The 25,251-nt window shown below is 68.5% G+C and carries 10 protein-coding genes; 4 read left to right on the top strand and 6 right to left on the bottom strand.

The window, feature by feature from the left end; genetic code table 11:
• Position 1: 1 nt before the first annotated feature.
• Genes AC1REK_RS24845 through AC1REK_RS24860 form a run of 4 tightly spaced genes read right to left on the bottom strand, consistent with a single transcriptional unit; the run spans position 2 to position 14,629 of the window.
• Positions 2-1,330: an efflux RND transporter periplasmic adaptor subunit gene (locus tag AC1REK_RS24845; RefSeq protein ID WP_492269549.1), complete on the bottom strand. Its 1,329-nt coding sequence runs from the start codon at positions 1,328-1,330 to the stop codon at positions 2-4.
• Positions 1,327-2,133, bottom strand: coding sequence for an efflux RND transporter periplasmic adaptor subunit (locus tag AC1REK_RS24850; protein ID WP_492269548.1), 807 nt, complete (start codon positions 2,131-2,133; stop codon positions 1,327-1,329). The genes AC1REK_RS24845 and AC1REK_RS24850 overlap by 4 nt, the downstream gene beginning before the upstream one ends.
• Positions 2,134-3,690 (bottom strand): TolC family protein, encoded by a 1,557-nt coding sequence (locus AC1REK_RS24855; RefSeq protein WP_492269547.1) that lies wholly within the window; start codon positions 3,688-3,690, stop codon positions 2,134-2,136.
• A gap of 43 nt (positions 3,691-3,733) precedes the next feature.
• Positions 3,734-14,629, bottom strand: a complete 10,896-nt coding sequence (locus tag AC1REK_RS24860; protein WP_492269546.1) for a cadherin-like domain-containing protein — start codon at positions 14,627-14,629, stop codon at positions 3,734-3,736.
• A 608-nt stretch (positions 14,630-15,237) separates the two neighbouring features.
• On the opposite strand from AC1REK_RS24860, the gene AC1REK_RS24865 reads away from it, so the two are divergent.
• From AC1REK_RS24865 to AC1REK_RS24875, 3 genes are read left to right on the top strand one after another with little or no spacing between them, the layout of a single operon-like run.
• Positions 15,238-16,524: an NHLP bacteriocin system secretion protein gene (locus tag AC1REK_RS24865; protein ID WP_492269545.1), complete on the top strand. Its 1,287-nt coding sequence runs from the start codon at positions 15,238-15,240 to the stop codon at positions 16,522-16,524.
• A gap of 11 nt (positions 16,525-16,535) precedes the next feature.
• On the top strand, positions 16,536-18,737 hold the full coding sequence (locus tag AC1REK_RS24870) for an NHLP family bacteriocin export ABC transporter peptidase/permease/ATPase subunit (protein WP_492269544.1): 2,202 nt from the start codon (positions 16,536-16,538) through the stop codon (positions 18,735-18,737).
• Positions 18,727-21,591 carry an NHLP bacteriocin export ABC transporter permease/ATPase subunit gene (locus AC1REK_RS24875; RefSeq protein ID WP_492269543.1) on the top strand — a complete coding sequence of 955 codons (2,865 nt, stop codon included), beginning with the start codon at positions 18,727-18,729 and terminating at the stop codon, positions 21,589-21,591. The genes AC1REK_RS24870 and AC1REK_RS24875 overlap by 11 nt, the downstream gene beginning before the upstream one ends.
• A 128-nt stretch (positions 21,592-21,719) precedes the next feature.
• On the opposite strand, the gene AC1REK_RS24880 is transcribed toward AC1REK_RS24875, so the two are convergent.
• Together AC1REK_RS24880 and AC1REK_RS24885 are read right to left on the bottom strand one after the other, a co-directional pair.
• Positions 21,720-21,983 carry a hypothetical protein gene (locus tag AC1REK_RS24880; protein WP_327521134.1) on the bottom strand — a complete coding sequence of 88 codons (264 nt, stop codon included), beginning with the start codon at positions 21,981-21,983 and terminating at the stop codon, positions 21,720-21,722.
• 204 nt (positions 21,984-22,187) lie between these two features.
• A complete protein-coding gene (locus AC1REK_RS24885; RefSeq protein WP_492269542.1) occupies positions 22,188-23,270 on the bottom strand; it encodes a helix-turn-helix transcriptional regulator in 1,083 nt (360 codons plus the stop codon).
• A gap of 569 nt (positions 23,271-23,839) precedes the next feature.
• Between AC1REK_RS24885 and AC1REK_RS24890 the strand changes: the two genes are divergently transcribed.
• Positions 23,840-25,251, top strand: a 1,412-nt coding sequence (locus AC1REK_RS24890; protein ID WP_492269541.1) for an autotransporter outer membrane beta-barrel domain-containing protein, incomplete at its 3' end; no start/stop codon positions are given.

The following is a 25,251-nucleotide window of genomic DNA, read 5'->3' on the forward strand; positions in this document are numbered from 1 at the left end:
GCTAGAGCCCGGCCCATTGCCGCAGCGCCGCGAAGGGGCGGCGGAACAGGGCATAGGCCAGCGGCACAGGCTCCCCATAGATCCTCGCCGTGCCCTTGAGGCCGATCCGCGGCTGCTCCTCGCCGGTCAGCCGTGCCTTCAGGCGATAGGCCAGCACGCCGTCCGTCCCTTGGATCGCCTGATAGGAGGACTGGCTGAGGACCGCATCGAGGGGCCGCTCGGGCGCGATGTTGAGGAAGAGGCGTAACGGCGCATCGTCATCGAGCTGGATGGCATCGGCGACGGACAGCCTCGCCTGGATCTCGACTTTCGCCGGGTCGGCGACGACGAGGACCCTCTCGCCGATAGCGACCGGCCGTCCGAGCCATTCATTGGGATCGTCGAGCACGGCGACACCGCTGCGCGGCGCCCGCACCTCGATGCGCGCCAGCTGCTCGCGCAGATAGGCGATCTCGGCGCGCTGCTGATCGAACTTGCCCTGCAGCATGGGCAGCGTCGAACGCACCTTCTGGTCGACGACGGCGAGCTGCCTGGCCTGCCGCAGCTCGAGCTCGATCGCCTGCAGGGCGCCATTGGCGACGTCGAGCTGGTTGGTCAGGCGGCGATCGTCGAGATTGAACAGCACGTCGCCCGCCGAAACGGGCTGGTTCGGCTTGACCAGGATCCGGTCGATCACCCCTTCCAGAGGCGCACGGATGACCGCCGGCTCGCGCGGAACGATCTCGGCTGGTGCCAGCGCCGTCTGCCGCACCGGCAGGAAGGCCGCGAGCAGAACAAGTGCGGCCGCTCCCGCGCCGATCAGCCGTTTCCGGCGGGTGGCGAGGCCGAGCGAGCGCCCCGCCAGACCGCGGGGGCGTTGCGCGGCAAGGGCATGCCCATAGGCATCGAGCAGGAAGCCGAGCAATTGCCGGTCGCCCTCGTCGAGCTCCGTCTCCCGTGCAAGGACGAGGACATCGGCGCCGTGCCCGAGCGGCAGCCAGACCAGATAGGGCGGCAGCCATTCCGACCAGTCCTGCCGGTTGGCTTGCGGCACATCCCCGGCGGTCAGCGTGCGCGGCCCGGACGCGTCGGAGCGCGCGATCGCGCCGAAGAGCTTTTCGAGCCAGGCGACCATCGGTGCATTGCGCTCGACCGTCGCGATCCCGGACATGGACAGGATCCGCCCTTGCGGCGCGCCGCTCCAGAGGAAGGCCTGCCGGTAGGGGACCAGCCCAAAGGTCTCGTTCGCGATCAGGAAAGCGAGCTCGTCGCCTTTCGCCGCCCGCGCCCTCCGTTCGAGCTGCAGCAGCAACGAAAGCCGGAGCAGCGGCGTCGAGGACTGGCTGTTCATGGCGCGCGGGGGGGCGCCGTCAATTGGGCAATGCCGCTCATTCCGGCGACCAGCTCGGCATGGGCGCCCATGATCGTGCCGTAGAGCTTCACGGTCTGGCTCACCGGGTCGATGCGCGGCACGATGCGCGTCACCTCGGCCGGATAGTCGCGCTGCAGCTCCTCGATCCGCGTGGTGAACTGGGTTCCGGCCTTCAGCCAGGCAATCCAGCGCGACGGCACGAGCAGCTCGATCTCGAGCTCGCGCTCGTTGAGGATGTCGGCCAGCGGTTCGCCGGCGGCGACGTATTGATGGCGCTTCACCCGCAATTCGGCGATGCGGCCGCTGAATGGGGCGTGCACGATGCAGCGGCTGACGTCCTTGGCCGCCATTTGCTGCTCTGCCTTGGCGGCGTCGAACTCGCTCGCCGCCAGATCGACGTCGATGCGCCCCACCGCCTTGCGCTGATCGAGCAGGCGGATCGCCTCCAGCTTGCGTTCGGCGCCGCTCACTTTCGCGTCGGCGAGCTGGAGCCGCGCCCGATAGGAATCGCAGTCGAGCGAAGCGATCTCCTGCCCCTTCTCGAAGGCCTCCCCTTCCCGAAAGGGCAGCTCGCTGATCTTGCCGGCGATCTCGCTCGACAGAATGGTCGCGTGGCGCGGGGTGATCTGCACCCGGACCTCGACGGCAGACTCGGCCGCAGCCGGCCGTACAGGCGCGAGGCCCGACAGCAGCACGGCCGCAACGACATAGGCCGGCGAGCGTGCCGCCCGGCCGGCCTGCTCCCGCGCTGGCCGATCGCGCTCCGGTCGCGGCAAGGCCATCTAGAGCGCGTTGGCGACGGTCGTCGTGCCCGGCTTCGCCGGCTGCTCGACCTCATCGAGGCGCGGAACCGCGATGCGGCCGGCCCGCCACTCCTCGTTGCGGCGATTGATCTGCGCTGTCAGCTCGCCGAGATCGCGGCCAAAGGCTTCGGCCGGAACCGGGTCGAGGCCGAGGCTGACATTGATCGCAGCATGGGCATTCTGCAGATCGGCATAGGCGCGGTGCCGGCGCAGCTCGGTCAGCGCCGAGGCGGCCTTCTCGCGGATCGCATCGAGCTCGGAGGTCGTCTGGGCCTCCTGCCCGTCGCGTGACAGCTGGGCGATGCGCCGGTTGATGGTCGAGATGGAATTGAGCCGCTCATAGCTCTTCCGCGCGATCTGGTATTGCTGGGCCGAGACCTGGACCTGCGCCAGGACGGCCATCGTCGTGGCCAGTCGCCGGGTTTCGGAGATCTCCGACTGGACCTCGTTGAGTTGGCTGATCTTGGGATAGTTGGTCACGATGCGGAGCAGGTTCGCGGCAACGCGCACCCCGCCTTCCTGCCAGTTGTTGAAGAGCAGGTAGCTGTTGCTGTCGTAGTTCAGGGAGCCGAGCAGCGTGACGCCCGGCACGAGGCGCAGCAGGGCGCGATGGCCTTCGTTGCGGACGATGCGGGCGTTGTAGCCCTCTTCGCGGAGCTCCGAGCGATTGACGAGAGCGACGCGCTCCATCTGCTCGACCGAGAGGCCGAAACGGCCGAGGCCGGGAAGCGCAGCGGGAACCGCAAGCTTGTAAGGCGCGCCGGGGCGCAGGCCCATCAGCTGCGCGAGCTGGGTCTTGGCGATGGCGAGCTGGTCGTCCACGGCCTCGAGCTCCTGGATCAGCTCAAGCAGATCGCGCTGGTAGCGCAGGGCCTGCTCCGGCTTCTGCTCGCGCTCGGCTTCCATCTGGCGCGAGGCGCTCTGGGCCCGCCTGGCCTCGGCGAGGACCGCGCGCAACTGCGGCCGGACGCGCTCGGCCGCCACCGCGACCCAATAGGCGTTGCGAACCTGCTGGAAGACGTTGTTGACGACCCGGCGCCGCTGCTCGTCGGCGATGTTGACCCGGTCAGCCTGCTGCTTGGCCTGGAGGTAGCTCAGGCCAAAGTCGATGACGTTCCAGGACAAGGTCAGGTCGGCGAAGACGCGGTCGCGGTCGACCGAGGTCGTCTCGAAATTCGACGGCTGCACGATGCCGTTGCGATAGCTGGCGCTCGAGCTCACGAGGGCCTTGTCGCGCCCCGCATAGCCGGCATTCGCCGTCAGGTTCGGCAGCATGTCGAGTTTCGTCAGGTCGAGCTGCTCGCGCTGCAGGGCCGAATTGAACATCTGCAGGCGCGTGTCGAGATTGTAGCTGATCGCACGCGCCTGAGCCTCCGCCAGCGTCACCGGGCGGGAGGGCAGCGGGCTGTTCGCGCCGATGGCGCTGAGGTCGAGGGCAGCTCGCTTTTCGTTGTCGGCCTGAGTGAACGGTTCGGGCTGAGCGATACAGGCCGAGAGCCCGGCGGACAGGAGAAGGGTGGGAAGGATCAGGCGCATCGGGACTCTGGCAGACGTTGTGTTCGAAAGCGGGAGGAAGGTGTCAGCTTCTCGGCGGGGGCTCGGGGGTCAGCGCTTCGAGAAGCCGCGCCGCCTCGATCATCTGGCCGGCGAGGCCGGCATTGATCAGAGACTGCGTCAGCGACCGGCTTGGCCGCTGCGCCTCACCAGAGAGCGCCGTGTTGCCGGCGGAGACGATTTCCGCCGCGGTCGGCGCAGGTGAGCGCGCTTGTTTGTCCGGGGCCTGCTCGGGCGGAGCCTCTTGCTCCGGCTCCTGCCGCACGGGCTGGTCGCGTCGCGTTTCGCCGTCGGAGAGGGGATCAGGCAGCTCGCCTCCCGCCGGAACTAGATCGGGCAAGGCGATGGCGGGAACCGCCGCACGCAGCTGGCGCACGGCCTCGTCGATATCGCGCAGGATCCGGAACGAGACCGAGGATTCGGCGTAGTTGCCGTTGCCGTCCCGTGCGGTGACGCGCACGAGATAGAGCCCCGGCGGGACATCGCGGGTCGGCCGCGCCGTCACCAGCTGCAGCGACGGATCGAAGCTGATCCAGGAGGGCAGCGGCTGGTCGATGCCCAGCGCCGCGTCATAATGCAAGGTGCCTGGGGTCGAGGTGCCCCCCATCCGGAACAGGACCTGCTGTGACACCACCTGCCCGAAAGTCAGGTAGCGATCGTAGGGGCGTCCTTCGAGATAGGAGTTCGCTCCGAGTTCGATAAAGCCCGCGCCCGGAAGCCGGCCCGGCAGCATCCCGGCACCGGCGTCCTGGTCCGGCAGGACGGGCACGAGAGCCTCGCTGCGTCCGGTGATCGTGATGGTCAGGGTCGCGGTCGACACGTCGCCGTCGGCGTCGCTGATCCGATAGGTGAACACCTCGGTCAGGGTCTCGCCGTCGTTCAGCCCGCTGACGGCGGCATTGCCGCTGTCGAGCGCGTAGCTGTAGCTGCCGTCGGGGTTCAGCGTCAGCCTGCCATAGGCCCCGGAGAGCGCACTGCCGACCGTGCCGATGGTCGTGCCGAAGCCGACCTCGGTCACCTTCGCGCCATCCGCTCCGACGCGGTCGGTACCCGGCCCGGTCGTGATGACATTGCCTCCGACGGAGGGAGTGTCCTCATCGATCGTCGCCGTGTCGTCCCGCGCGAGCGGTACGTCGTCGGCGATCGCGATCGTCAGGGTTCCCGTCGCGGTGCCGCCGCCGGCATCGCCGACCACCAGCACGATCGCGTCGCTGACTGCGCCGCCGCTATGGTCCTGCGCATTGGTGAGCGTGTAGCTGTAGGTCAGCTCGCCGGAGACCGGCACGCCGCCGACGGTCGCGCCGGGCGTGAAACCGGTGATCGTCAGCACGCCCTTCGGCGTGGTCACCGTGATCGGCGTCGTGCCCAGGGCCTCGAGCTCGGCCAGAGTTATCTCTCGTCCGCCGATCGTCACGGTCGAAAGACCATCCGGCGCCGTCACCGTCACGGTTCCGGTCGTCGTCTCGCTGCTGTCACCGGCATCGCCTAGGCCGCGCTCGCTGACGCTGTTCTCGCCGCTCGCCGCGCCGTTCATGTCGGCCGGGACGATCGTGGGGGCGCCGTCGGTCCGACCGGTGATCGTGATCGTCAGCGTCGCATCGGAGGTGCTGCCATCGGCGTCGCTGATCCGGTAGCTGAACACCTCCGTCAGGGTCTGGCCGTCGCTCAACCCGTTGACGGCAGCATTGCCGTTGTCGAGCGCATAGCTGTAGCTGCCATCGGCGTTCAGCGTCAGCGTTCCATAAGCTCCCGAAAGCGGGCCGCCGATCGTGCCGGTCGTCGGACCGAAGCCGACGCCGGTGACCGGCCCGCCGGCCGCCGGACCGTCATTGCCGGCGCTGTCGGCGACATCGCCCGAGCCCGTGCCGGCGAAGACATTGCCGTCGACCGTGTCGGTGGCATCGTCCTCGGCGATCGTCGCCGTGTCGTTCCGCGCCTGCGGCACGGCATCGGCGATTGCGATCGTCAGGGTTCCTGTCGCGCTGCCGCCGCCGGCATCGCCGACCTCCAGCGCAAACACGTCGCTGACAGCGCCGCCGCCGTGATCCTGAATCGCGGTCAGCTCGTAGCTGTAGCTCAGCTCACCGGAGACCGGCACGCCGCCGACCGTCGCGCCGGGCGTGAAGCCGGTGATGGTCAGCACGCCCTTCGGCGTCGTCACCGTGATCGGCGTCGTCCCCAGCGCCTGAAGCTCGGCGAGGGTGATCTCCCGCCCGCCGACCGTCACGGTCGAAAGACCGTCCGGCGCCGTCACCGTCACCGTTCCAGTCGTCGTCTCGCTGCTGTCGCCGGCATCGCCGAGGCCGCGCTCGCTGACGCTGTTCTCGCCATGCGCCGCGCCATTCATGTCGCCCGGCACGATCTGCGTCGTGCCATCCGTCCGGCCGGTGATCGTGATGGTCAGCGTCGCCGTCGACTCGTCGCCATCAGCGTCGGTGATCCGGTAGCTGAACACCTCGGTCAGGGTCTCGCCGTCGCGCAGCGCGTTGACCACAGGATCTTCGTTGTCGAGCGCGTAGCTGTAGCTGCCATCGGCGTTCAGCGTCAGGGCCCCGTAGGCTCCGGAGAGCGCGCTGCCGACGGTGCCGTTCGTCGCGCCGAAGCCGACTTCGGTCACCGTCGCGCCATCTGCGCCGACGCGATCCGCACCAGCTCCGGTCGTTATGACGTTGCCGGCGACGGAAGGGGTATCCTCCTCGATCGTTGCCGCATCGTTGTGCGCCTGCGGAGCGTCGTCGGCGATCGCGATCGTCAGGGTGCCTGTCGCGGAGCCGCCGCCGGCATCGCCGACCGCCAGCGCGAAGACGTCGCTGACGGCGCCGCCGCTATGGTCCTGCGCTGCGGTGAGCGTATAGCTGTAGCTCAGCTCGCCCGAGATCGGCACGCCGCCGACGGTTGCGCCCGGCGTGAAACCGGTGATCGTCAGCACACCCTTCGGCGTCGTCACCGTGACCGGCGTCGTGCCGAGAGCCTGGAGCTCAGCGAGGGTGATCACCCGTCCACCGACCGTCACCGTCGACAGACCGTCCGACGCCGTCACCGTCACCGTTCCGGTCGTCGTCTCGCTGGCATCCCCGGCATCGCCGAGGCCGCGTTCGCTGACGCTGTTCTCGCCGCTCGCCGCGCCGTTCATGTCAGCCGGGACGATCGTCGGCGCGCCGTCGGTCCGGCCCGTGATCGTGATCGTCAGCGTCGCTGTATCGGTCGCGCTGCCATCGCTCAGCGTATAGGTGAACACCTCGGTCAGGGTCTCGCCGTCGCGCAGCGCGTTGACCCGGGGATCGTTGTTGTCGAGGGCGTAGCTGTAGCTGCCGTCGGCGTTCAGCGTCAGCGTCCCATAGGCTCCGGAAAGCCCGCTGCCCACCGTTCCAGCCGCCGCGCCGAAAGCGATGCCGCTGATCCGCAGATCGCCCACCGGCGTATCCGGGTCGCGGTCGACCGCGCTGCCGGGCGACGGGTCGAGGATGACGTTGCCCGAGACCGAGGCGGTGTCCTCGGCGATGGTGTTGACGTTGTCTTCCGCGATCGGCGGGTCGTTCGTCGCCGCGATCGTGATCGTGCCGGAGAGCGGTGCCGAAGTCAGCGAGGCAGGCCCGCCGGCCGTGTCGTTCTGCGGATCGCTGTTGTTGCCGTCGCGCACGACCAGCGTGTAGCTGCGCGTGGTCTTCGTGCCGAAATCCGTCGGATTGTCGGAGCTGCTGCTGTAGGTGACGTTCTCGATGAGGGCCAGGACATCGGCGACGCTGGTTCCCGGCGCGAGCCTGATCACGAGCCGTCCGGCCGAACCATCATGCACGGCGTCGATCGTCACGCCGGCCGGCAGGGTGTAGCCGGCCGCGAGAGCGAGCCTGTCTCCGGCGAGATAGCTCGATCCCAGCGACAAATCGATCTCGCCGGCGCCGAAGACACCGGCGCCGAGGCCAGGCGTGGTCGTCAGGTCGATATCGGAGAGCGTGATCGTGCCGGGGACGAAGAGCAGGGTCGACGGCAGGCTGGTGCCGGTGCCGGTCTGCCCGTTCTCGGTCACCACCGGATTTGCCGCCGTACCGCCGAGGAGCGGGGCGTCGTTGAGCGGGTTGACGGTGGTACCGAGCGCCACAGCGTTCGACCACGGTCCCGTCGTCCCGAGAGTGGCGGAGAGATCGGCGCTCGCCGCGAAGCTCACCGGCGCGTCGGAGGCGCGCACGGTGAGGCCGCCCGGCGTGCCGTTGAAGTCGGCAGCCGGCACGAAGCGCAGCCGGGCCGTCGGCGCCAGGAGCAGCGCGTCGCCATCGCTGAGATCGGAGCGGATGGTCGTCCAGTCCGTGCCGTTCAGCGAGTACTGCCATTCGCCCTGGGCAGCATCGGCGGTGTTGCCGGTGATGGCGATGCCGCCGAACGGGGTCGCGGCATTGCCGCCGCCGGAGATCGCGCTGCGGTTGTCGGTCGCGTCGGAATAGAGCGAGCCGAACAGGTTCGAGACCGTCTCGCCCGGCGGCGAGACCGTGTCCTCGTTGACCGCAGCGAGCGTCGTCCCCGAGAGGGTCGGCGCATCGTTGACGTTGGCGACCGAGGTCGTCACGACCACCGAACCGGCGCTGTAGCGCGTGGTGCCGCCGGTCGCGTTCGCGGCGGAGAGGTCGACGACCGTGCCGGTCGCCGGTGCCCCGGCCGGGTGCTCGGCCAGGCGCACGGTCAGGTTCTCCGGCGTGCCGTGGAAGTCGGCCGCCGGCGCGAAGCGGATCTGCGTATCCGCTGCAAGGTAGAGCCCGCTCGCGAGGGTTCGCGGGCCGATATCGACCCAGCTCGTGCCGTTGAAATACTGCCAGCTTCCCTGAGCGGGATTGCTCGTCAGGCCGACGACCACGACGCCGGCGAAGCCGTCGGAAGCCGAGCCACCGGTGATCGCATCGCGTGAATCGTCGAAATAGCCCTGGAACAGACTCGAAACCGTATGCGTCCGGATGGCCGCGCCGGTGCTGTCCTCGGTGCCCGTCAGCGTGACGGTGGTGCTGCCGCCCACGGGCACGACCACGGGGGCGTCGTTGACCGGGGCGACCGTGATGCTGAAGCTGCGCGTCGTGACGAGATGGTTGTCGTTGCTCGGATCGCCGTCATTGCCGTCCGGGTCGGCATAGGCGAAATCGCCTGGATTGGCATTGGGATTGTTGGTGTCGCCCGGCAGCGTCGTCGGGCGGCCACCATTATTGCCCAAATCGTTGACGGTGATCGTGACGTTGAACGTGCCGTTCCAGTCTGCCCGGTCTGGCGTTCCCGACTCGTCCGGCAGCTGGATGCGAATGCTGTTAACGGCGCTGTTGATCTGGTCCAGCGTGCCCGAAATGGTGACGGTCGCGGTGTTGACGCCGCTCACCGTGCTGCCGCCGGCCGTGATCGAGGAGATGACGAAGCCGGGCGGCACAGTGACGGTGGCCGTCAGGATATCGCCGGGCAGGGCGTCCGGGTCGCTGATCACGACGCCGCTCAACTGTACCGTCGCCGAGCCTTCATTGGGCGTCGGCGGCGTGACGCGGATTTCGGCGGGGTCGTTGACCGAGCTGGGGAAGATCTCGCGGCTGGCCTGGTTGACGTTCGCGGTCAGGCCGCCTGGAACGGCGGCGTAGGGATTGACGGCCGTGGTCGGTACGGCGGAGACACCGCCGGCCGGATTGTTGTTGCCCCCGCCATTCGCCTCGGTGCCGGTCAGGGCCCCCGTCTTCACGTCGCGAACGCGATCGTCGACGACGACCTCGATGCGCAGACTGCCGTCACGATTGGCCAGGGCGCCCTGGAGCGTGACCGTCAGCCCGGCGAGATAGGCGTTCACCTCTGCGCGCGTGCCACGGATGATCAGGGCATGGCCGTTGCCGTTCTCGGTATCGTCGATCTCGAAATTGACGCCTTCGGTTGGCGAGGCGGTCGAGGAAAAGACGACATCGCCATGCGCGGCAAGCGACAGGGGTACGCCGCCCGTATCGGTCAACCGGACCGTGACCTGGACGAAATCGGTCTCGCCCGTGGCCGTGCCGGTGGCTCCGTCCCCACCGATATCCTTGTCGGCGACCGAGACGCCGTCCACTAGCGTCGTCCCGGAGACGACGACCGCGCCCGAGCCGACAGAGACCGTCGGGCGGTCGTTCACCGGGACGATGGTCAGCCCGATCTCGAGCGGAGCGGGATTGGCGGCAGCGCCGCCGCTGCCGATGTTCGAGCCGGTGTCGTCGAAGGTGACGGTCAGGGTCACGTCACCGGCGGCGACGCCGTTGCTGTCGTGGTTGTGGTCGCTCGCCGACTGGTAGCGCAATGCGGCATTCAGGTAGGCCTGGATGTCCGCAGCCGTGCCGGTCAGCGTCATCGTGCTGCCGTTGGCGCCGCTCACCGTGACGTTCAGGCCCGGCGGCATCGTGCCGAGCGAGAGCGTGCCGGAGCCGACGCTCAGCGTCACCGTCACCGGCGTCCCGAACGCTGCGGACTCCGCATCGGCGATCTGGAAACCGATCTGGCTGCCGATCGGCGTCGCCTGGTCCTCGTAGACCGTCGCCGACCCGGCGCCAGTCAGTACGCCCGGATCGTTCACCCGCGAGGCGCGGATCGTCACTTCGGCGGCGGCGATGTTGCCGATCAGTGCGGCGATCGCCGGGTTGCCGTTCGAGGCATTTGGAACGGCATCCTGATACCAGTTGAAGCCGTCATAGCCCGAGACCGGCTGCGGCGAGCCAGTGTAAGGCTGGCTTGGCTGGTTGTGCGTGCCACCGCCATTGCCGCCGGGATTGGTGGCCGCCGCTCCGGGGTCGCGGTCGAGCAGCGCGCCACTCGTCACGTCGCGCACGCGGTCGTCGGCGATCACCTGAACGCGGTAGACGGCGTCGCGGTCGTCGCCGAAGCTGACGGCGAGCGTCGCCAGCGCGGCGTTGATCTGCGCTTGCGTGCCGCGAAGCACCAGAATGCCGCCGACGCCGTTATGCGTCGCATCCACCGTCGCGCCACCCGCGCTCACGCCGAGCGTGGCGCCGGCATAGCCCGCCTGGGCGAGCGCCTGGCCATCGTTGTCGAGCAGCCGGACGGTGACCTGAAGGAAATCGGCTTCGGTCGCGATCGTCCCGTCCGCGAGGTCGGGATCGCTGACGCTGAAGCCCGGGATAGTGGTGACAGTATCGGTCGAATTGATCGGCCCGGAGGGGGCGGTGACGACCGGTGCGTCGTTGGTCGGCTGGACGTAGATCCAGAACTCGCGGCCCGTCACCTCGGCGGCGCCGTCGGAGAGGGTGAAGACGAACTTGTCGTCCGGCGTGCCGGGGTAGGTCGTGCCGCCCGGCTCCTTGCCGCCGTGCTGGTAGTAGATATAGCCCTTGGCGATATCGTCCTGGGTGAAGGAGGACCCCTTCCCCAAGGTGGTGAAGTTGATGCCGTCGGTCGAATAGGCGAGGCGGCCATGCGCCGGCGCCTGCGTGACCGAGTACTGGACCTGCGTCGCCGAGCTGTCGGGGTCGACCGCCTGCAGCAGATCGGGCGTGATCTTCTGCCAGGAGCCCTCGTAGATCACCGTCATGGGCTCGTTGACCGCGCCGCTGCCGCTGCCGCCCGGCCACGGGCCGGTCGGGTCGGGCAAGGTCGGATTGGCCGCGATGTCCGGCGCGTCGTTGACCGGGGTGATGATGAAGCCGACATTGGCGCTACCGGAAACGGCGCCCCAGCGGTCCCGGGCGTGGACCGTGAAGCCGTCCGACAGATCCTCGCCGCCGGCATGGACATAGCGCAGCCGCGTCGTCGCCGGATCGGAGGTCAGCCAGCTCGCCTGGAGTTCCGTCGCGGGCGTGACGACCTGCCAGCTCGCGCCGTCGAACCATTCGAGACGCCCCTTCGCTGGCAGGGCGTCGACGAAGAACGCCAGCGGGTTGGCCGGATCATGGTTCACCGCGTGGTTGTTCTGCCCGTTCAGCGTCGAGCCAGCCTCGTAGCGCGCCTCGCTCGTCGCATCGTCGGGATCGGAGAAGCTCAGCATGTCGCTGGTGATGGCGACAGTCTGGCCTTCCTTGATGATGTTGTCGCTGGAGCCCGTCGCCTCGGGCGCGTCGTTGACCGGCGTGGCGTAGAAGTGGAAATCGGTGATCCACTCGTCCATCGCCAGCCCGCCGGCGCCGTCGTCGATCAGCACGCCGGCGGATGCACGCAGCTTCACGCTGGACTCGAAATCCTCGCCGCCGTCATGGACGAACCGCACCCGGCCGGCATCGAGATCGGCCTGGGTGAAGCTGTCATATTGCGACAGCGAGACCCAGTCGCTCCCGACCTGCTTCTGCAGCAAGCCGTTCCAGCCGGAGGCGACGCCGTCGAAGGACATCACGGTATAGACGATCTGCTCGGGCGCTGCGCCGGGCACGGAATAGTGCAGGCCCGGGCGTTCCACGCCGCCCGAAGGCCGGCCGTCATAGAGGACGACAGTGCCGCCCTCGGTCAGGTTGCCGACGGCATGACCGCTGGCGTCGGTGCCGGCGTGCTCGCTCGTCTGATGCGAGGGGGTGCGATCCGGGTCGGCCGGCAGCGCACCGCCCTCGCCGTCCTGCGTCTCGTGCAGGCGGATCGTGAAGGTGAAGTTCTTCAGCCTGCTCGTCTCGCTGGCCGGGTCGTCATAGATGCCGCTCGGGCGCTCATAGAGCGTGCCGTCCTCGCGCCAATGCAGCGAGACGCCGTTGTCGACGACCTGGAACTGGAAGCTGTCGGTCTCGTTCGGGCCGGCGCCGAGATGCTGGACGTACTGGACACGGCCGGCCTTGATGTCGGCGAGCGTAAAGGTGCCGCCGACAGGCAGCGGGATGGGAGCTCCGCCGCCCACCGGCGTCAGATAGAGCCGGCCCTTGTCCATCTCCCGCCCGGTGACGACGAAGGACAGGCTGTCGTCCAGCGAATCCGGATCGCTCACGTTGAGCATGCCGGTGTCGAGCGTGATCCGGTGCGAAGCGTCGACCGTCGCCTCGAGCGAGCCGCCCGCCCAGACCGGCTCGTCATTGACCGGCAGGACGTCGAGCGTGATCCGGGAAGAGGCGGACAGTGCCGCGGCGGCGCCGGCCCCGCCGCCACCGTCGATCACGGTGACGTCGAAGCCGTCCTGCGGGTTCGGCCGACCATTGGCCCGATCCACGCCGTTATGGGCATAGGTCAGCCGGCCGCGATCGGCGTAGGCGAAACTGATCCCGGCCGCGATGTCGGCGGCGGTGATGGCGCGGTCTATCGTCTGAACGACGCCGCCGATCGTCACCGTGCCGTTGAAATGCAGCATGCCGTCCGCGGGCAGCGAATCCAGCCGGACGGTCAGCGAGGGATCGTTCGGGTCCCCACCGCCATCGGCCACGATGTAGTCGCCGACCCTCGAGGGGGCCGGACCGGGCCCCTGGGCGTTGTTGGGCTGCCCTTCGTAGACGCGACCGTCACCCGAGACATTCGGCGCCTGGTTGACCGGCGCGATATCGAGCCGAATGGTCGCGAGCTCGGAATGGGCGAGCGGCGTCGCGCCGTCGTTGACGCGCACGACGAAGGCGTCCTGCGTATTCTGAAGGGCCCCCGTCGCGGTATGGACATAAGCTAGCCGACCGGCCTCGATATCGGCCTGGGTGAAGACCGAACCCTGCCCGATGCGGACCCCGCCAAGGGTGAGGTAACCGTGCTGCGTATCCGTATCGAGCGTATAGACGATCTGGGCCTTGCTCTGGGATCCGAACGCCACCTCCGCGTCCGTCGGCGCGATCATGCTGCCGTCGAGGATGGTGACGCTCGGCGCGCCGCCCGGACCGACCTCGGCGACGTTGACCGTGACGTCGTCGAGCACGGTCGGATCGTTGGAGGCGGTGACACGGATCGCCGCAGTTCTTTCGGCCGTGCCGCCATCCGTCTGGTTGGTGACCGAGACCGCGATATTGGTCGAGGCGATGGCGTTGCCGCGCTCGACATCGGCCGCCGTGAAGGTCAGCCCCTTCAGCCAGGCGTCGGCCTGCTGCATCGTCCCGTTGAAGGTCCAGACGTTACCGAGCTGGACGCCACCGCCGACCGTATCGGCGAAGGCGCCGATGCTGGTATCCGAGACGGTGACGGAGACGGTCACGGCGTCGCTGGCGTCGGCGGGATTATAGCCCAGCCCCCAGCCGGCATCGCCGAGATTGACGCTCGCGCTCGTGCCGAAAGCCGGGTTGAGCGTGCTCGGCTCGGCCACCTGCAGGCTCTCGGAGCCGGAGATGGTCGGAGGGGCGAGCTCATGGTTCCAGGCCGCTACGGCCTCGGCCGCGAAGGGGAGAGCCGTCTCGATCGCGCCGGTGCGCGCTTCCAGAACCCAGTCGCCGCCGCGCTCCTGTGCGCCTGTCGTGTCCTCGGAGGCGGCGACATCCCCGCCTGTCAGCATGGCGAGGCTGCCGAGCAGCGCCTCGCCCGCGGGCGTGCCGGCGACGTCGCAGCCCCAGATCATGAGGTCGGCATCGGCGTTCAAGGCCGCGCTCCAGGAGGCGATTTCGGCGCCGCGAGCTTCGAGCAGTGCCGCGTCGACCACCGTCCGGCCGAGGGTGAAGGCGCCGCCCTCGCCATGGCCGACGAAATGCACCGCATCGAGGCCGCTGCGCCCGGCCAGCGCCGCGCTCACCTGCGCAAGACCGTCGCGTTCGGGATCGAGAACGATGAGTTCGACGCCGGGTGCCGGCGTCAGGCTGCCGAGTTCCGGCAGGCGGGCGTCGACGAAGACGATCTCGTGCCGCGACGCCTGCGAGCGGCCTTCCGCCTCGATGAGCTGCGCCTCGGCCTTGCCACCGAACGGCCCGACATCGGTGACCGTGTCCGATGCTCCATTGCCGGCAGCGACGCCGTGATCCTGGTCGTTCGCCGGCTTATCAGCCACTTCTGCAGGCGCGTGCATGTCGGCAGCGACCGCGGCAGCCGTCGTGGCGCCAGCGGCGTCGAACATGAAACGAGGTTCGAGAGAAAGTGTCAGGCTGGGGAGCGAGAAAGGCCGGCGAACCCGCCGCAGAATATCAGTTTTAGACAATTAGGCGTATCCGAATCGCTTGCGCAACGAGCGCATATCAGAACTATCGCAAATTGGAAGAATGTGATGTTCAATCTGCCATGGGGCAGATTTTTATTCTTTACGGCTCGCGGCGGACGCTCTGCAGAACTAGGCTTTCGATCGGAATATTGCGTTTTTCTAGCTTTTGATGCGTTTTCTTCCTGGAAGCGGGCTTCTTTGCGGAGCATCAGCCCTTCCGGCCACATCGCCGCATCCTCGGTTCGCCCTCGCCACACAGGCCGCACGCAGGACCGCTGTGACATTAGGCCGCCGCGATCACGGCGCGATCGAGCGCAAGCATTCGCACAAAGCGCCTGTTCAGAATCGGCCGATGCCTTGCGCAAGCTCTCGTCGCCTGACGCAGTTCCCGGCTCTCGCGCTCCAGAGCCTGGTCGCCATGTCCGTCGTCAGCCTGGCCGGCGACAGAAATGCCGCCGGCATTTGCGAATACTCAACGTTTGGTCAGCTTAGCTGGCCGGGATACGGAGAGGTCGGGATCGCTGCGGATGTCAGAGGTTGAGTCACCCCCGGCGACGCAGCGGGGTACAGGGAGCCTGTTCCGGCAGCAGTCGCTGCAGCAGCTCGACCGGCCGGAGGATTTCCACGCGCCGCTGCGCGTGGTGGGCCGCGTCGAATGGATCGCCGGCCTGCTCTGCCTGGCGCTCTGCATCGCCGTCATCGTCTGGGCCTGCCTCGCGCGCTATCGCGAGACGGTGGAGGGCCCCGGCATGTTCGTGCACAGCGGCGGCGTCTTCATCGGGCTCAACGCACCGAAATCGGGCTGGATCGACGGGCTCGTTCCGGCCGGCCAGAAGGTCGCGGCCGGGCAGATCGTCGCCTCGCTGACGACGCCGGAGGAGGATGCGCGCATCGCCGATCTCGAGCGCCGCATCGACCAGGCCGAGGACCACCGCACCGCCATCACCCAGCGCTACGAGGTTCGGGTCGCGGCCGAGAACGTCTCGCAGCAGCGCCGGCGCGAGGAACTGGACGAGGCCGCCGACCTGACCCGCCAGCGGATCGCCGAAGCGGAGGGCACGCTGGCCAATCGCGAAATGCTGTTCTCGCGCGGCGCCGGCACCACCGACCGCGTGCAGGAGGCCCGCGAGCGGCTGTTCAGCGCGCGCTCCAGCCTGTCGCGCACCCAGTCGGAGCTCGCCGCGCTGAACGGCGCGATCCTGGCGCTCGGCGGAACGCGGGATCAAGAGCTGGAGGCGAGCCAGCGTCAGATCCTCGATCTCAAGGGACAGCTCGAACAGGCGAGATTGAGCCGCAAGCTCGCCGACGAGATCCGTGCACCGCGCGACGGCATGGTCGCCCTGGTGCCGGTGACGATGAACGCGCTGGTCACGGCCGGGCAGCGCATCGTCACGCTCGAAACCGGCGGTGAGCGCCTGGAGGCCCTGTTCTTCGTCCCGGGCGACATGGGCAAGCGCATAACCCCGGGGATGGAGGTCAGGCTCTCGCCCTCGATCGCACCGCGCGAGGAATACGGCATGCTCGTCGGCAAGGTGGTCTCGGTCTCGCCGCAGCCGGAGGGCCAGGCCGAAATCGCCGAAAGGCTGGGCAATCCGGATCTCGCCCGGCAGATGGCGCGCAACGGCGCCCCCTTCGAAGTTCGGGCGACGCTGGAGACACCCTCCGGCGAAAGCGCCGGCTATGCCTGGACCTCGCAGCGCGGGCACGAGATCCCGCTCAGCAGCGGGCTGCTGCTCACGGCCAACGTCACCGTGCGGCGCGCCCCGCCGATCACCCTGATCATTCCGGCGCTGCGCCGCTGGACCGGCCTGTGAAGGCCGCGGCCATGACTGAGAGTCCGCCAGCGGCCGCCAGCATGCCGCCCCTGCCGAGCGCGGGACGGCCCTGCCGCGTCCCGACCATACTGCAGATGGAGGCGGTCGAGTGCGGGGCGGCGGCGCTCGGCATGGTGCTGGCCTATCACGGGCTCTGGCTACCGCTGGAGCGGCTGCGCGAGGCCTGCCAGGTGACGCGCGACGGCGCCACGGCGGCCTCGCTGCTGCGCGCCGCGCGCAGCTTCGGCATGGAGGCCAAGGGCTGGCGCGTCGAGCCGGTGGCGCTGGCGCAGCATCGCTTTCCGGCGATCGCCTTCTGGCAGATGAACCATTTCGTCGTGATCGAGGGCGTCTCGCGCGGACGGGTCCAGATCAACGATCCCGCCCATGGCCGGCGCAGCGTCGACGCGGCCGAATTCGACGGCGCCTTCACCGGCATCCTTCTGACCTTCGCGCCCACGCCTGCCTTCCAGCCGGGCGGCGAGCGGCCGAGCCTGCTGCGCGCACTGCTGCCGAAGGGCGGCGAAACCCGCGCGGCGCTGGGCTTCCTCGGCATCATCGCGCTCTGCAACGTGCTGCCGCCGATCTTCGTGCCCGCGGCCGGCAAGATCTTCGCCGACAACATCATGGTCCAGCACGCGACGAGCTGGCTGCGGCCGCTGCTGCTGGCGCTGATCGGCTCGGCCCTGCTCTCCATGCTGCTGTCCTGGCTGCACGGGCTGGTGCTGGCCCGGCTGCAGCGGCGGCTCGGCACCGAGTCCGCCGTCGGCCTGATGGCGCACATGCTGCGCCTGCCGATCGGCTTCTTCGTCCAGCGCCATGTCGGCGACATCACCTCGCGCATGGAGGCTGCGCGCCGCCTGTCGCACAGCGCCGTGGTCTCGATCTCCTCGGCGCTCTTCAGCATCATGGGCGCGCTGATCAGCGCCGCCATCATGATGGTCTACGACGTGCCGATGGCGCTCGCCTGCTTCGCCTTCGCGACGGCGGACATCGCGGCGATCGCCTTCATCACCCGGATTCGCGTCGAGGGCGTCAGGCGCGTGGTGGTCCAGCGCGCGCGCATGGCCAGCGTCGCACTCGGCGGCATCCAGTCGATCGAAACGATCAAGGCCTCCGGCGCCGAGGACGCCTTCTTCACCCGTCTGATGGGCGCCCAGGCGCAACTGCTGAACATGATGCAGGAGCTGGAGCGCTCCACGCTCTTCCTCACTTTGGCGCCTTCGGTGATCAAGAGCCTGTCCTATGCCGCTCTGCTCGGCTGGGGCGCGCTGAAGGTGATGGACGGCGAGATGACGGTGGGCACGCTGATCGCCTTCCTCGCCGTGCTCCAGGCCTTCCACACTCCGGTCCAGTCGCTGGTCGGCGCGGTCGCGGGGCTGCAGGAGCTGCGCGGCGACCTCGAGCGCGTCCAGGACACGATGCGCCACGCTCCGGCCGCCCGGCTGCAACAGGACGCGGCGGTCGCCGCGCACTGGCCGGCGCAGCAGGGCCGGCTCTCCGGCAGCATCGACATCCGCGCGCTCGGCTTCGCCTATCCGGGCCAGCCCGGGCTGATCGAGAAGCTCGACCTTTCGATCGCGCCCGGCCAATGGGTCGCAGTGGTCGGCGGCTCGGGCAGCGGCAAGTCGACCCTGGCGCGGCTGGTCGCGGGATTGCTGCAACCGGCTGAGGGAAGCATAAGCTTCGACGGCACGGCGGCCGGCGAGGTTCCGCGCCGCGTGCTCGCGGGCTCGCTGAGCTATGTCGAGCAGGATGTGGTGCTGTTCGAGGGCACCATCCGCGACAACATCGCGCTCTGGGACGCCTCGCTCGACGATGCCCGGCTCATCGCGGCGGCGCGCGATGCCGGCGTCCACGAGGAGATCGTACGCCGGCGCGGCCAGTACAGCGCCGATGTCGCCGAGGGCGGGCTGAACTTTTCCGGCGGCCAGCGCCAGCGCCTGGAGCTCGCCCGCGCGCTCGCCAGCGACCCGTCGATCCTGATCCTCGACGAGGCGACTTCGGCGCTCGATCCCGTCACCGAGGCGGAGGTCTTCGCCAATCTGCGGCGGCGCGGCGTCAGCGCCCTGGTGATCTCGCACCGGCTGAGCACGGTGCGAGATTGCGACGAGATCATCGTGCTCGACCGCGGCCGGATCGTCGAGCGCGGCACGCACCAGGCGCTGATCGCGGCCGCGGGCCGCTATGCGGAGCTCGTCCGTGCGGAGTGAATTGCTCGAACGCGCCGAGGCCGAAGGGCCGCCCGCCCCGCCGCGCATTATCTGCGAGGAGGGCTTCGCCTACCGGCTCACCGGCGCAGGCGCGGAGCTGCTGGTCGAGCAGAAGGGCCAGGCCGGCAGCCTGCGCCATCTCGCCATGCTCGGCGCGGGCGCAGCGGCATTCGGTCTCGCAGCCGACAGGATACGTCTCGTCCTGATCCCGAAGGACGGCGCGGCGGTCGAGACAATCGCCCTGCCCGATCTGGCGGACCGGGCCGACCTCTTCGTGCGCACCGCCGAAGCCTGGATCGCGGTGACGGCCGAGCGCGCGCGGCATCTGGCAGGGCTTCCGGCGCAGGCCGGTCCTGCCGACGGCGTGCCGTCATACCGGCTGGAACCTGGTCTCCAGAACCTGGCGGCGGGCGAAGCCGCCCTCCCCGGTGGATCCCATGCCCTGCTCTGGTGCCGGGCACAGGCGGGTGCCTGCGCGAACATCTGGGGGCGGAATGCCGGCCGCGGAGACCTGCCGGTGCCGGTGCTGCGCAGCGCGCCGCTCCATGTCGAGCGCGCAAGCGAGATCCAGGCGGCAGACAGCGCCGCGCTCGCGCGGGAGGGCACCCTGCTTGCCGCGCTCGCAGGCTTCAACGTGGCGCTCGGCCGGCTGCTGCAGGACTGGTGCGAGGCCAGAATGGCCGCTCTCAGCGCGCATGTCGCGGACGTCGCCGACGCGGATGCCGCGGCGGTCTCGGCTGCGATGGCGAGGCTCGCCGGGCGCGGAGCGCCGCAGGCGAGGCAGGTGCGCCCCGGTCTGGAGCCACCGCTTGCGGCGACAATCCGGACGGTCGCCCGGGCGATGCGCGTCAGGCTCCCGGCGGATTTCGGCCAGCTGCGCGCGACCGGCGAGAACGAGGATGCGCTCGCGCTCTACACCGCGAAGGCCGGGCTGAGGTCGCGCGAGCTCAAGCTGCAGGAGGGCTGGTGGCGAAAGGCCGGCGAGGCGATGGTCGGGCAGCTGCGCGACGGCACGCCGGTCGCGCTCCTGCCGGCACGAAGCGGCTGGCGGATGGTCCGCCCCGGCAGCGACGAGCGGGTGAGGGTCGATGACGGGATCGCGGCCTCGCTGACCCCGCATGCCCATGTGCTCTATCGCGGCTTCTCCGGCAGCGAGGAGCGTCCCGGCCGGGCGCTCGCCGCCTTCGTCTTCTCGATCGTGCGCGGCGAAATGGCGCTGATCGCGCTGGCGAGCCTCGCCGCCGGCCTGCTGGCCATGGCGACGCCCTTCCTGTCCGGCATGCTCATCCAATCCGTCATCCCGGACGGGGTGCGCAGCGAGATCCTTCAGCTCATCCTGGTGATGGTCTCGGTCGCCTTCGGGATGATGGGGTTCGAGCTGGTGCGCGGCCTCGCCGTGCTGCGCGTCGAATCCGTGCTCGGTTCGGCGGTCGAGGGCGCGCTCTGGAGCCGCCTGCTGCGGCTGTCGCCCGGCTTCTTCCGCCGCTACGGCGCCGGCGATCTCGCCTTGCGCGCCGATGCGGTGAACCAGATCCGCCGGACCGTCGGCGTCGCCAGCATCACGGCGCTGCTCGGCGTGCTGTTCTCCTGCGTCAACCTCGTCGTGCTCCTGAGCTATGGGCTGAAGCCCGCTCTGCTCGCGCTCGCGGTGTGCGCCGTCCAGCTCGTGATCCTGCTCGGCATGACCCTGTTCGAGCTGCAATTGCAGCGCCGCGCGCTCGCCAACAGCGGGGCGATGCAGACGCTCACCGTGCAGATCTTCCAGGGCATTTCGAAGCTGCGCGTCGCCGCCGCCGAGAACCGCTTCCTGGCGCGCTGGACCCATCTCTTCGCGGTGGACCAGGCGGTGAACTTCCGGGCGAACGTCGTCGGCAGCGCGGTCAGCGCCTTCGGCGCCGGCTGGAACATCCTCGTCATGGCGGCGCTGATCGGGCTCGTCGGCTTCGGCGGCGTCAAGATGACGCTCGGCGACTACGTCACCTATTCCGGCGTCTCCGGCCAGTTCGTCTCCGCCATCCTCTCGCTCGCGGGCCTGATCCCGGCGCTGGCAACGGTCCTGCCGCTATGGGAGCGCGCGCGGCCGATCCTGGTGGAGCCGACGGAGGACGACGCCGGCAGTCTTCACCCCGGGACGCTGCAGGGCGAGATCGAGGCGTCCCGCGTCAGCTTCAGCTATCCCGGCGGGCAAAGCGCGCTCAGCGACGTCTCGCTGCGTATCCCCGCCGGCGCCTTCGTCGCTTTGGTCGGCCCCTCCGGCTCCGGAAAATCCTCGCTGCTGCGCCTGCTGCTCGGCTTCGACCAGCCGGACAGCGGCTCGGTGCTGCTCGACGGCCATGACCTGCGCGATCTCGACCGGGGCGCCGTCCGACGCCAGCTCGGCGTCGTGCTGCAGCACAGCCGCATCGAGGCGGGCAGCCTCTACCACAACATCGCAGGGACGGCGCCGCTGAGCCTGGAGGCGGCCTTCGAGGCAGCGAGCCTCGCCGGCCTCGGCCCCGACATCGCGGCGATGCCGATGGGGCTGCACACCTATGTCGACGATGCCGGCGCGACCCTGTCCGGCGGGCAGCGCCAGCGGCTCCTGCTCGCCCGCGCCATAGCAAGGCGGCCGCGGATCATGCTGCTGGACGAGGCGACGAGCGCGCTCGACAACGCCACGCAGGCCCATGTCATGGCGACGCTGGCGCAGATGAACGTCACCCGCGTGGTGGTGGCGCACCGGCTGAGCACGGTGCGCGATGCCGACCTGATCTATGTGCTGTCGGAAGGGCGCATCGTCGAGCAGGGCGACTACGCGACGCTGGCCGCGGCCGGCGGCGTCTTCGCCGGGCTGATCCGCCGCCAGATGGCCTGACCGCCTGGATTACCGGACGGCTGGCCGATCGGGCCCGCCGACGCCATAGCGGCGCTGCCACGCCTTCTCAAGACACAATCGCCCGGCTCCCTGGGGAGCCGGGCGATCAAAGGACCATCGCGACCGCATCAGCGGATGGCGACGGTGACCTCCTTGGTGCCGTCGAACTTGATGAAGTGGCGCTTACCGTCGATCAGCTCGCTGCGAACGTTGCCGCCGCTGCTGCTGCCCGTCGCATGGAAGTCGGCGGGATTGCCGGTGAAGGAGGACTGGCTCTCCTTCCAGACCCACCACTGACCGCGCGAGGGAGCGACCCACTGCCCGGCGCCGCCGGCCGCGGCCTCGAGCTCTTCGTCGGTCAGGGCGATGTTGTTCAGGTCCTGCTTGGTCATCGGCTTCTTCCTCTCTCCATCCGTCCGGCCGTCCCGGCCGGCTCGTTTCGTGAGAGGACCTTATGTCGGCCCGCCTTACACCAACCTTACTGATCGTCATCGCCGTTTGCGCCGAGAGGGAAAGTTGGCCTGGAGCGAGCGGGAGTCTCGGCAATTCCCCGCGCCGCGGACCGCCGGACAGCGCAGGCGCTGCGTTCCTGTCGGCTATTTCTGCTTTCCGAGAGCGGTGGCGAGCCAGGCCTCGATCGTCGCCTTCTCCTCCTTCGCATTGTTCTTGACCCAGCTCAGATACATCGCAGAGCCCTTGGAATGCATCGCCAGATCCAGCACGGCGCTCGGGCTGATCTCGTATCGCTTCTTGAACGCTCGGCTGAAATGGGCCTCGCTGCGAAATCCGTGCTGGTGCGCCACGGCCGCGATCTTCAGCCTTCCCTCGGACAGCACGATCGCCCGCAAGCTGGCCTTCAACCGTTCCCCGAGCAGCCAGCGTTGGACACCGCCATGGTTCTCGAACGAACGAAAGAGCTTCGAGCGCGAGACGCCCAGCGCATCCGCCAACTCGTCCGGACCGAAATCCGGATCGGACATCTTCCCCCGAGCGAGGCGATAAGCCCGATCCAGCACGGAGATGTCGTCGTACTGCCTTCTCGGGGCAGCGGCAGGAAGCGTCGCTTCGGCAAACCGCAGGATGCCATCGACGGCCGACTGGGCCTGATCGACGCTGAAGCCGTCGACATGGTCCACGAGCGACCTGATCTGGCCACCGAGATAGACCCCGGCACTGCTATCCGCCGCCAGCACCATGCCATGGACATCGCCCTGGAGCTTGGCAGGCGCGCTGGCCCTGTCGAAGGTGATGGTTATGCCTTCATAGCCCGTCGTATGGCACTCATAGGGCCTGGAATAGTCGACTGCGACGATATCGCCAGGAGCGTGACAGCGCTTGCGCCCGTCATAGTCGGTGGTGATCTCACCGCTCACGACAAGGTAGAGCGACATCTGGGAATTCGGCTTTTCAGCGATGACGCGCCGCGTCCGCGACATCGTCATCGCCGATCCGCCGTTGATCTGCAGAAAGGCTTCGGGAAGCTGCCAGGTGCAGCCATAGAACTCGAACGACGCCAGATCGAAATCCGCCGGTATCGAGCAGTCGACAAGGCGGGAGAGCGCAGCCTTCCAGGCCGCATAGCTTTCCGCGCCTGGGGGATAGGGCCAGATGAGCCCGCGCGATGCGCGCAATTCCGACGGGACCTCGGCCTCGGGCGGAAAATTCTCGTGCTTGCTCATCACTGGCTTGCCCGCCTTCAGCGCACCCGATCCGGGGCGGGCTTCCGCCGGACCGAGGACCTGACGCTGATGAGTTTGGGGAGTTCGTCAGCATTGTAAAGTCGAGGCGCGCCGGAGGCCAAGACAGCGGGCGAAACCAAGGGCGATCTCGACCGCGCGGCGAGCAGGGACGTCAGGTCATCAAGTTGGGATCGCCAGTCATGGTGCCCTGCGGCGATTTCCTTTTAGATTCAACCAGAGGTCCGCCTTCAGAGCGGCCACGGGGGCATTGGGAACTTATGGCGAGGGCATCGATCGGCGCAGGCCGAGGCCGGCAGAAACTGTGTCTGCGGTCATGAGAATCCCTGGACGCTTCAGGCGTCGCTCCCTGATCGCCGGCCCTTCGCCATGAGCGGCTGACGCAGCCCGCCAGCCGCCGACTGCCGAGCCCAAGCGCCAATGCGGCGTTCGGGTCCGGCCTGCGCCGATCATCGTCGAGAATCCCATCAGCCGTGACGTCGAGTCACGGCCCCAGATCACGTTTGCTTTGAGGCCGGCCACTGAGAGCTGGCCCATCCGGGGGCAAGGCCATGCGAATTTCAGTTCACGCGCCGCTGCGGCGCGCCCTTCTGGCCGGGACGATCCTGAGCTCCCTGTCGGCGGGGCACGCCCTCGCCCAGAACGCGACCTGGACCGGCGCGGTATCGACCGTCTTCCGCGATGCCGGCAACTGGACGCCGAGCGGCGCTCCTTCCGGCACGGCCTTCTTCGACAGTACCGGCGGAACCACGGTCACCATCGATTCAAACCGGGCCCTGGCTGGCTTCACGTTCAACCCTCAAGCCAACAGCCACATAATCTCAAATCAGGCCGAGCTGCGTTTTAATGGCTCTGGAATCGTCAACAACTCCGGGCAGATTCAGATATTGAACAATCAGAATGTTATGTATTTTCAGAATTCGGCCGCAGCCGGCGCAACGATAATCAACGGCGGCGTACCACCCAGGTCCTATGTTCTATTTCAAAATACCAGCACGGCCGGCACTGCGGCCATCTATAACAATCCCGAGGGCAGCGTCGTTTTTAACGACAACAGCACCGCCGGCAATGCAACGATCACTAACGGCAGGAATGCAAGCCTAGGCTTCCTCGATAGCAGCACGGCCGGATATGCCACGATCCGCAACAATCCCGGCGGCGGTATACAGTTCGCGTTCGACGCCACGGCCGGAAACGCGACGATCGACAATTCCGGCATCATGTATTTCTTCAACACCAGCTCGGGCGGCAACGCCAACATCCGCAACAACGCGGGCGCGCATCTCGAATTCGCCTCCAGCAGCACGGCTGCAAACGCGACCATCGACAACTCAGGTACGCTGCGATTCTGGCTCAATGCCTCGGCCGGCAATGCGCGGCTGATCACCAATGCCGGCGGCGAGACCTTCTTCAACGGCAAATCCCACGATGCCGTCGGCTCGATCGCCGGCGCTGGCAACTATGTGCTCAGCCTGTGGTCGCTCACCACCGGCGGCAATGGCGACACGACCGAGGTCAGCGGCGTGATCAGCGGCGGCGGCGCGCTGATCAAGGCAGGCGCCGGCACGCTGACGCTGTCGGGCGCCAACACCTATACCGGCGCGACTACGGTCGATGGCGGCAGGCTGGTGGTCAACGGCTCGCTGGCGAGCGCGGTGACGGTCAATCGCGGGGCGACGCTCGGCGGCTCGGGCACAGTCGGTGGGATCGCGGTGGCAAGCGGCGGCACGGTGGCGCCGGGCAATTCGATCGGGACGCTGAACGTCGCCGGCAATGTCGCCTTCGCGGCAGGCTCGGTCTATCAGGTCGAGATCAACGCCGCCGGACAGGGCGACCGGATCGCTGCGACGGGGATGGCGACCTTGTCCGGCGGCACGGTCCAGGTTCTGGCCGAGGCCGGCAATTATGCGGCGGGGACGCGCTATACCATCCTGACCGCGAATGGCGGCGTGACCGGCCAGTT

The sequence above is a fragment of the Allobosea sp. GW823-FHT02B03 genome, assembly GCF_058797755.1.